The 6983-nt window shown below is 65.2% G+C and carries 16 protein-coding genes; 1 reads left to right on the top strand and 15 read right to left on the bottom strand.

Annotated features, from left to right (window positions below):
- The 4 genes from GRI89_RS03155 to rimP form a co-directional block, all read right to left on the bottom strand.
- On the bottom strand, window positions 1–157 hold a 157-nt coding region (locus tag GRI89_RS03155; RefSeq protein WP_159792096.1), incomplete at its 3' end, for a translation initiation factor IF-2 associated domain-containing protein.
- Between the two features lie 23 nt (window positions 158–180).
- Window positions 181–894: a DUF448 domain-containing protein gene (locus GRI89_RS03150; RefSeq protein ID WP_159792094.1), complete on the bottom strand. Its 714-nt coding sequence runs from the start codon at window positions 892–894 to the stop codon at window positions 181–183.
- On the bottom strand, window positions 875–2530 hold the full coding sequence (gene nusA, locus GRI89_RS03145) for a transcription termination factor NusA (RefSeq protein WP_159792092.1): 1656 nt from the start codon (window positions 2528–2530) through the stop codon (window positions 875–877). The genes GRI89_RS03150 and nusA overlap by 20 nt, the downstream gene beginning before the upstream one ends.
- Window positions 2530–3114, bottom strand: coding sequence for a ribosome maturation protein RimP (gene rimP, locus GRI89_RS03140; RefSeq protein WP_159792090.1), 585 nt, complete (start codon window positions 3112–3114; stop codon window positions 2530–2532). Before rimP ends, nusA begins: the two co-directional genes overlap by 1 nt.
- Before the next feature lie 128 nt (window positions 3115–3242).
- On the opposite strand from rimP, the gene GRI89_RS03135 reads away from it, so the two are divergent.
- Window positions 3243–3740 carry a hypothetical protein gene (locus GRI89_RS03135; RefSeq protein ID WP_159792087.1) on the top strand — a complete coding sequence of 166 codons (498 nt, stop codon included), beginning with the start codon at window positions 3243–3245 and terminating at the stop codon, window positions 3738–3740.
- 3 nt (window positions 3741–3743) lie between these two features.
- On the opposite strand, the gene GRI89_RS03130 is transcribed toward GRI89_RS03135, so the two are convergent.
- The 11 genes from GRI89_RS03130 to GRI89_RS03085 all read right to left on the bottom strand — a co-directional run bounded on the left by GRI89_RS03130 (window position 3744) and on the right by GRI89_RS03085 (window position 6981).
- Window positions 3744–4154 carry a SufE family protein gene (locus tag GRI89_RS03130; protein ID WP_159792085.1) on the bottom strand — a complete coding sequence of 137 codons (411 nt, stop codon included), beginning with the start codon at window positions 4152–4154 and terminating at the stop codon, window positions 3744–3746.
- Between the two features lie 43 nt (window positions 4155–4197).
- Window positions 4198–4374 (bottom strand): hypothetical protein, encoded by a 177-nt coding sequence (locus GRI89_RS17765; RefSeq protein ID WP_201290856.1) that lies wholly within the window; start codon window positions 4372–4374, stop codon window positions 4198–4200.
- The gene (locus GRI89_RS03125) at window positions 4371–4622 is read right to left on the bottom strand and encodes a hypothetical protein (RefSeq protein WP_159792083.1); all 252 of its coding nucleotides are present in this window, start codon (window positions 4620–4622) and stop codon (window positions 4371–4373) included. The genes GRI89_RS17765 and GRI89_RS03125 overlap by 4 nt, the downstream gene beginning before the upstream one ends.
- 20 nt (window positions 4623–4642) lie before the next feature.
- Window positions 4643–4903, bottom strand: a complete 261-nt coding sequence (locus tag GRI89_RS03120; RefSeq protein WP_328598060.1) for a hypothetical protein — start codon at window positions 4901–4903, stop codon at window positions 4643–4645.
- The gene (locus tag GRI89_RS03115; protein WP_159792081.1) at window positions 4900–5094 is read right to left on the bottom strand and encodes a hypothetical protein; all 195 of its coding nucleotides are present in this window, start codon (window positions 5092–5094) and stop codon (window positions 4900–4902) included. Before GRI89_RS03115 ends, GRI89_RS03120 begins: the two co-directional genes overlap by 4 nt.
- A complete protein-coding gene (locus tag GRI89_RS03110; protein WP_159792079.1) occupies window positions 5091–5426 on the bottom strand; it encodes a hypothetical protein in 336 nt (111 codons plus the stop codon). The genes GRI89_RS03115 and GRI89_RS03110 overlap by 4 nt, the downstream gene beginning before the upstream one ends.
- Complete coding sequence (locus GRI89_RS03105) at window positions 5426–5716, bottom strand: hypothetical protein (protein ID WP_159792077.1); 291 nt, start codon at window positions 5714–5716, stop codon at window positions 5426–5428. Before GRI89_RS03105 ends, GRI89_RS03110 begins: the two co-directional genes overlap by 1 nt.
- Window positions 5716–6024: a hypothetical protein gene (locus GRI89_RS03100; RefSeq protein WP_159792075.1), complete on the bottom strand. Its 309-nt coding sequence runs from the start codon at window positions 6022–6024 to the stop codon at window positions 5716–5718. Before GRI89_RS03100 ends, GRI89_RS03105 begins: the two co-directional genes overlap by 1 nt.
- Entirely contained in the window at window positions 6021–6350 is a 330-nt protein-coding gene (locus GRI89_RS03095; RefSeq protein ID WP_159792073.1) for a hypothetical protein, read from the bottom strand. The genes GRI89_RS03100 and GRI89_RS03095 overlap by 4 nt, the downstream gene beginning before the upstream one ends.
- A 10-nt stretch (window positions 6351–6360) precedes the next feature.
- Window positions 6361–6627 (bottom strand): hypothetical protein, encoded by a 267-nt coding sequence (locus GRI89_RS03090; RefSeq protein ID WP_159792124.1) that lies wholly within the window; start codon window positions 6625–6627, stop codon window positions 6361–6363.
- A 63-nt stretch (window positions 6628–6690) separates the two neighbouring features.
- Window positions 6691–6981, bottom strand: coding sequence for a hypothetical protein (locus tag GRI89_RS03085; RefSeq protein WP_159792071.1), 291 nt, complete (start codon window positions 6979–6981; stop codon window positions 6691–6693).
- Window positions 6982–6983 lie beyond the last annotated feature (2 nt).

The raw sequence follows: 6983 nt of genomic DNA, 5'->3' as shown, positions 1-6983 counted from the left end.
GTTCGCCCGGCTTGCGCAGCACGCGGCGCTGCTTGACCTCGACCACGACCTTGTTGGTGCGGCCGTGGCTGAAGGTCTGCTTGACCTCGCCCGCGTCAACCGACCGCTTCAGGCCGAGCGGCTTGCGGGTGCGGGGGGTGTCGTTGCTCTCGCTCATGTGCGTTTATCAGTCCTTCAAAATCATTCAGTCGTCGCGGCCTCGTGGCCACAGTCTTCATTCGCCTTAACGGCGCCCAGAAAGGTCAGCAGGCGCTGGAGCGGAACGGCGATCCGCTCGGCCGACCGGACATCGGCCAGCGCCAGGTGGACGACATTGTCGCGGCCCAATGCCACAGACAGTGCCGCGCGGTCCAGTGGCAGGCGCAGGCCGCAAAGGCCAGAGCCTTCCGCATCCTGTCCCACGCGCCATGCCTGATCGAGCTTGCGGCTGCCATCGTCGCTGGCGTCGGCGGCATGGTAGAGTGCCGCGACCTTGCCCATTCGCGCTTCGTTCGCGATCCGGTCGGACCCCAAGATAAGGCGTCCGGCGCGCATTTCGAGGCCCAGCCGATCGGCGAAAGCCTTGCGCAGCGCGTTTTCGGTCTTCTCGGCGAGGTCCGCCGGAATTGCCAGCGCTCCGCCCTTGAAGGCGCGCGCGAGGGCGCCCTTGAGCTTGCCGTTGTCGATCGCCGCCTGCAACTCTGCCCGGCCGACGCCGATCCACGCGCCGCGCCCGGGGGCGCGGGCGAGGGCGTCGGGCAGGACGTCGCCGTCGGGCGAGACCGCCAGCCGCACGAATTCGTCGCGCGAACCGGTCCGTCCGGTCAGCACGCAGCGCCGTTCCGGCCCCGATGCGGGGTCGGCGGCGCCGGCGGTGTCAGGTTCCCCTAGCGGCTCATTGCGAGGATTCCGCATCAGCGGCCTCCTCTGCTTGGGCCAGCGCGGCGACAGGTTCTTCGTCTTCGAACCAGTGCGCGCGCGCAGCCATGATGATCTCGTTGCCCTGCTCTTCGGTCAGGCCGAATTCGCCGAGCACGCCGCCCTTGTCGTCGGCACGCGGACGGTCGCGGCGCAGCGGCGGGCCGTCGGTGGCCTGCTGGCGGCGGCGCGGAGCCTCGCGCTTCTTGGCGATCAGTTCGTCGGTGGCGAGGTCGGCGAGGTCGTCGAGGTCCTTGATGCCGGCCTTGCCCAGCACGACGAGCATCTGCTCGGTGAGGTGCGGCATTGCGGCCAGCGCGTCCTCGACGCCGAGTTCCTTACGTTCGGTGCGGTAGGCTTCTTCCTGCCGTTCGAGCGCTTCCTGCGCGCGGCTCTGCAGTTCTTCGGCCAGTTCCTCGTCGAAGCCTTCGATCGAAGCCAGTTCGTCGAGTTCGACATAGGCGACTTCCTCGAGCTCGGCGAAGCCTTCGGCGACGAGCAGCTGCGACAGCGTTTCGTCGACGTCGAGCTCTTCCTCGAACATCTTCGAACGCTCGGCGAACTCGCGCTGGCGCTTCTCCGAGGATTCTTCCTCGGTCATGATGTCGATCTGGCTCTCGGTCAGCTGGCTGGCGAGGCGCACGTTCTGGCCGCGGCGGCCGATCGCCAGCGAAAGCTGGTCGTCGGGCACCACCACCTCGATGCGGCTCTCGTCCTCGTCGAGCACGACGCGGCTGACGGTGGCCGGCTGGAGCGCGTTGACGACAAAGGTCGCGCTGTCCTCACTCCACGGGATGATGTCGATCTTCTCGCCCTGCAGTTCCTGCACGACGGCCTGGACGCGGCTGCCCTTCATGCCGACGCAGGCGCCGACCGGGTCGATGCTGCTGTCATGGCTGATGACGCCGATCTTGGCGCGGCTGCCCGGGTCGCGGGCGGCCGCCTTGATCTCGATAATGCCGTCGTAGATTTCGGGCACTTCCTGCGCGAACAGCTTCTTCATGAACTCGGGGTGCGCGCGGGTCAGGAAGATCTGCGGGCCGCGATTGTTGCGTTCCACCTTCATGATCAGCGCACGGACGCGTTCGCCGACGCGGGCGGCTTCGCGCGGGATCTGCTGGTCGCGGCGGATCACGCCCTCGGCGCGGCCGAGGTTGACGATGACGTGGCCGAATTCGACCGACTTGATCACGCCGGTGATGACTTCGCCGGCGCGGTCCTTGAATTCCTCGTACTGGCGCTCACGCTCGGCGTCGCGGACCTTCTGGAAGATCACCTGCTTGGCGCTCTGCGCGTCGATGCGGCCAAGGTCGACCGGGGGCAGCGGGTCGACAATAAAGTCGCCGACCGCGGCGCCGGGCTGGAGCTTCTCGGCCTGCTTCAGGTCAACCTGCTTGAAGTAGTCCTCGACTACCTCGACCACCTCGACGACGCGCCACAGGCGCAGGTCGCCGGTCAGCGGGTCGAGCTTGGCGCGGATGTCGTTTTCGGCGCCGTAGCGGTTGCGCGCGCTCTTCTGGATCGCTTCTTCCATCGCCTCGATGACGATCGCCTTGTCGATCATCTTTTCCGAGGCGACCGAGTTGGCGATCGCAAGCAGTTCGGCCTTGTTGGCGGAAATCGGACTGGCCATCAGTCTTCAGCCTTCTCTTCTGACATTTCGTCGTGTGGGGTTTCTTCGAATTCTTCGGCGCCGCTGGTGTCGAGCGGCCTGGTCGCGGCGATCAGCTCGTTGGTCAGCACCAGCTTGGCCGAATGAATAAGTTCCAGGGGTACCGCAAAGCGCCCGTGCTTGCGATCCTCGACCACGGCCTTGCCGTCTTCGAGGCCGAGCAGCGTGCCGCGCAGCTTGCGGTGGTCGCCGACCTTTTCGGTCAGCGAGAAATTCGCTTCGTGACCCGCCCAGTTGGCGAAGTCCTTGGGCCGGGTCAGCGGCCGGTCGATGCCGGGGCTGCTGACTTCGAGGTTGTAGGCGCCGTGGATCAGCTCCTCGCCGGCTTCCTCGATCGCATCGATCGCATCCGAGACGCGACGCGACAGGGCCATGCATTGTTCGACGACCAGCTGCCCGGTTGCCGGATCCTCGGCCATGACCTGCAGCGTGCGTTCCCCGCCCGACTCCGGGTCGCTGCCTGTCATCTTCACGCGCACAAGCTCGAAGCCGAGGGCGGTCGCCTCCGGTTCGATCACTTGCGTCAGGCGCGCGATATCGGCCATGCACTCTCCAAACGGGTGACAGTGGCTGCCAAAGTGGGTTCGGGCCGGCCCCCGGAGGCGCCAGCACCAGACTTTGTTACCAATGTCGGGATGAGCGCCAGATAGGCGCGAGGGACGAGGAAAGCAAGATGCGTAATGGCATGGCAGCGTTTTGTGCGGCGGGCCTGCTGCTGTCGGGCTGCGGAGACGACCAGCCGGAGCCCGCGCCGAGCGCTTCTGTTGCCTCAGGCCCGCGCGTCGGCGAAGCGGAAATGCCCGAAGGCGGGTTGCCGCCGCTGGGCGAGCGTGCGGCGCTGAAGCGCGCTTCCGGCTCGTGGGACCAGAAACTGACGCACGACGCGACGCCGCTGTGCACATTCACCGAACGTCCCGTGTCGGATCGACCGCAGGCCTGGGTGGTGACCGCGTGGAGCGGCAACATGGACCTCTACAGCGACGGCTACGCGCTCGGGAAGGATCCCTCGGCGCGGTGGATCGAGGCAATGTTCATGCGCGACCGGCCGGTCATCGCGGCGCGCGCGGGCATGGACGACGTGTGGATCGAGCCGCAGGGCGACTACAGCCAGACCCTGCTCGTCATTGACGACAAGCGCTTCACCTGCACCGGATTGCCGAAAACCCAGTAGTGGTCAGGCCCCGCTGGCAAACCTCTCCGCCGTCTGGCGGATCAGCGCGATCATGTTGGGCACGCCCTGGGTGCGGTTGGAACTGAGCTGGTTCCTGAGGTCGAAGGGCTCGAGCGCGGCGGCGACGTCCATCTGCGCCACTTCGGCGGCCGGCTTGTCCTGCACCGCGGAAAGCACCAGCGCGACGATGCCCTTGGTGATCGCGGCGTTGCTGTCGGCGAGCCAGTGCAGCGCCTCACCCTTTTCGACCGGATAGATCCACACCTGCGCCGAACAGCCGCGGACCAGCGTGGCGTCGGTCTTGAGCGGCGCGGGCATCGGCTCCAGCTCGCGGCCAAGCTCGATCAGCAGGCGGTAACGTTCGTCGGAATCGAGAAAATCGTATTCCTCGGCAATGTCGGAAAGTGGGCGCATGGCGCGCGCAATGGCAGGGGGCGGGGCCGCCGTCCAGCCTGCGCTACCCGGCAATTCCCCCGGGCCGGGTCACGGCGTAATAGATCACGTAGAACCACGAGAAGATGCCGTGGATGATCGCCCAGATGATGGACTTGTGTAGGCTCCACGATATCGCCACGGCGATGGCGCTGCCAAGGCCGATGCCGGCGCTTGTTGCGTGGCCGGTGGCGTTGCTCAAAGATCGACTCCGCTGGCGATCGCCTCGAGCTTGCGGATGCGTTCCTTGAGGTCGGCAATCTCGATCCGCGCCGCGCCTTCGGAGGCGCCGCCCTCGATCTCGCGCCCCGGTCCGGTCCGGATGCGGTGCATCTCCAGCTCGCGATCCTTCAGTGCCAGCCAGCCCTGCCAGCCCTTGAGTATGGTCGCGGCAATCACCAGCAGCCCGATGAGGGAGCTTCCGGCGATCAGAACTTCCTGATTCAACATGGCTTGGATCCCTTCCTCAATCACTTGTCGCGCAGTTTGTCGATCTCTTCGGACAGCAGGCGCGAGCCGCGGTCGTCGGTGGCGATACGTTCGAGGACCTTCACGCGTTCGCGCAGTTCCTCGACTTCGCGCTGCAGTTCTGCCTCGCGGCCGGTGTCGAGCTTGTGGACCTTGCCTTCCTGGTCTTCGTAGCTGCCGTGCTTGCTCAGGTGCTTGGTCTTCCACATGGAATAACCCATCCCGGCGAGTACGATGACGAGGACGAATTCAAACGGGTTCACAGCACGTTCTCCTTGTCGCGCAGGCGTTCGATCTGGTGGCCGAGCTGGTATCCGCTGTCGGTGACAATCCCCTCGAGGACTTTCACGCGCTCGGTCAGCTGCTGGACCGTCTTTTCAAGCTCGGCATTGCGGCTGTTCGGCAGTGTGTGCGGCCCGTGAACGAGGGCGATGATGAACTCGAATGGGCTCACTGCACCTTCCCCTGATCGCGCAGGCGATCGATTTCGTGACCGAGCTGGTATCCGCTGTCGGTGACGATGCGTTCGACCACGACCAGCCGGTCCTTCATCGCGGCGAGTTCGGCGCGGAGCTGGGCGTTTTCCTGGGTGACCAGCTTGACCCGCTCGTTCGCCTCGCTGGTGAGCTGCGGATGCATCGGCTTGCCCCACATGCTTTCCAGTGGGTAGCCGTTCTTGATCTTCATCCGGGTGCTGTAGACCCAGCCGCCGACACTGATGCCGACGATCGAGACGGTGCCAAGCAGACCTAGCACTACGATCGAGAAAATGTCGTCGGGTGACATCAGTTCAGCTCCTCCTGGGCCTTCTGGGCGGTCTTGGTCTCCTCCCGTAGGTCCTCGATCTGCGCGGCGAGGTCGGCACCCTTGTCGGTAGCGATGCGTTCGAGCACGCGCACGCGCTCCTCAAGCCGCGTGACTTGGGCCGAGTAGTGCGTAGCGGGTTCGTCGGCTCGGTAGGCCGTCAGCTCGAGCTGGCGCTCCTTGAAGGTCAGGTGCCGCCGGTAGGCTGCGACCCCGGCGCCGAACACCGTCGGCAGACCGACGATGACGGTGACAATCGCGACCCAGTCCATCAGGCGTCGCTCCTCTGCTTGGGCGCGGACTCGACCCACGCGGGTTCGCGCAGTTCCTCGATTCGCAGCGCTAGGTCGACGCCCCTGTCGGTGGCGATCCGCTCGAGCACGCGGACGCGTTCTTCGAGTAAGTCGTTGTAGGCTTCGTTGCGCTCCGAACGCACGGCGCCGCGCGCTTGTAGTTCGAGTTCGGCGCGGTGACGCTTGTATTCGATCCACTTGTGCAGCGTGGTGCCGATAGTGATCAGGAAGCCGATGGCAACACCGGCCACGGCGACGACTGCGATTGCGTCTCCAGGTCCCATCATGCCTTCTCCCGGCGGTCGCGCAGCTGTTCGATTTCGCTGGCGAGGTTGTAGCTGTTGTCGGTGACGATGCGTTCCAGAACGCGGAGGCGGTCTTCGTAGGATTCGAGACGGTGCGTCAGCCTGGCGTTGTCCTCGCGCAGGCTGGCGACTATGCCGGTGTTTTGGTCACGCAGCCGAGCGATCTCGTTCCGTCGCGCTCGCTTCCCGCCGGCGTGCGGATGGGGATCCTCGAACCCGTGGCGGGCCCGGATCGCCGACTTGAGCACCCCGGCGAACATCGCCATGCCGATGATCGAAAGTACGAATTCGGGGCTACCGAAACCCATTGCTACCTCCTCAGATGCGCGATGGTTCGCGCAGGTCTTCCAGCTGGTCCTCGATCCGGCGCTGGTCGCGCAGCGCCTCGATCTGGGTGGCGACATCGTAACCCTTGTCGGTGACGATGCGTTCGAGCACGCGGACGCGGTCCTCAAGCTCCTTGACGTGGCTCACGTATTGCGCGGCCCGTTCTGCGGAATTCAGGGCAGTCGAACTGATCTGCATTTCGGCCAGCTTCTGCTGATGCTTGGCCCAGATGGCGACCATCGGAATGCCGCAACCCATGATGATGCCGAAGATTGGAATTAGGACTTCCACGGTATTCCTCCATCAAACCTGCAACTGCGGTCACAGTGCGCCAATGCGGTCTTCGAGCTGACCTTCGACCCGGCGCTTGTCGCGCAGGGCCTCGATCTGCGTCGCCACGTCGTAGCCCCTGTCGGTCACGATCCGTTCGAGGACCTGCAGGCGCTCTTCCATCTCGGCCATGCGAGCAGAGTACTGCGTCGCTTCGTCCGCGCTCTGATCGGAGGTTAGCGAGAGACGCTTCTCTTCGAGCTTCGCGCGACTGATTACCCAGACGATGCCGACTATCATCAGGAACGGTGCAAGGACCGCGGCGACTCCGGGCAAGTTCATGA

Source organism: Croceibacterium salegens, from assembly GCF_009827435.1.
Classification (GTDB): domain Bacteria; phylum Pseudomonadota; class Alphaproteobacteria; order Sphingomonadales; family Sphingomonadaceae; genus Croceibacterium_B; species Croceibacterium_B salegens.
The sequence above is the reverse complement of the archived record's forward strand: the minus strand, read 5'-3'. Positions and strand labels throughout refer to the sequence as shown.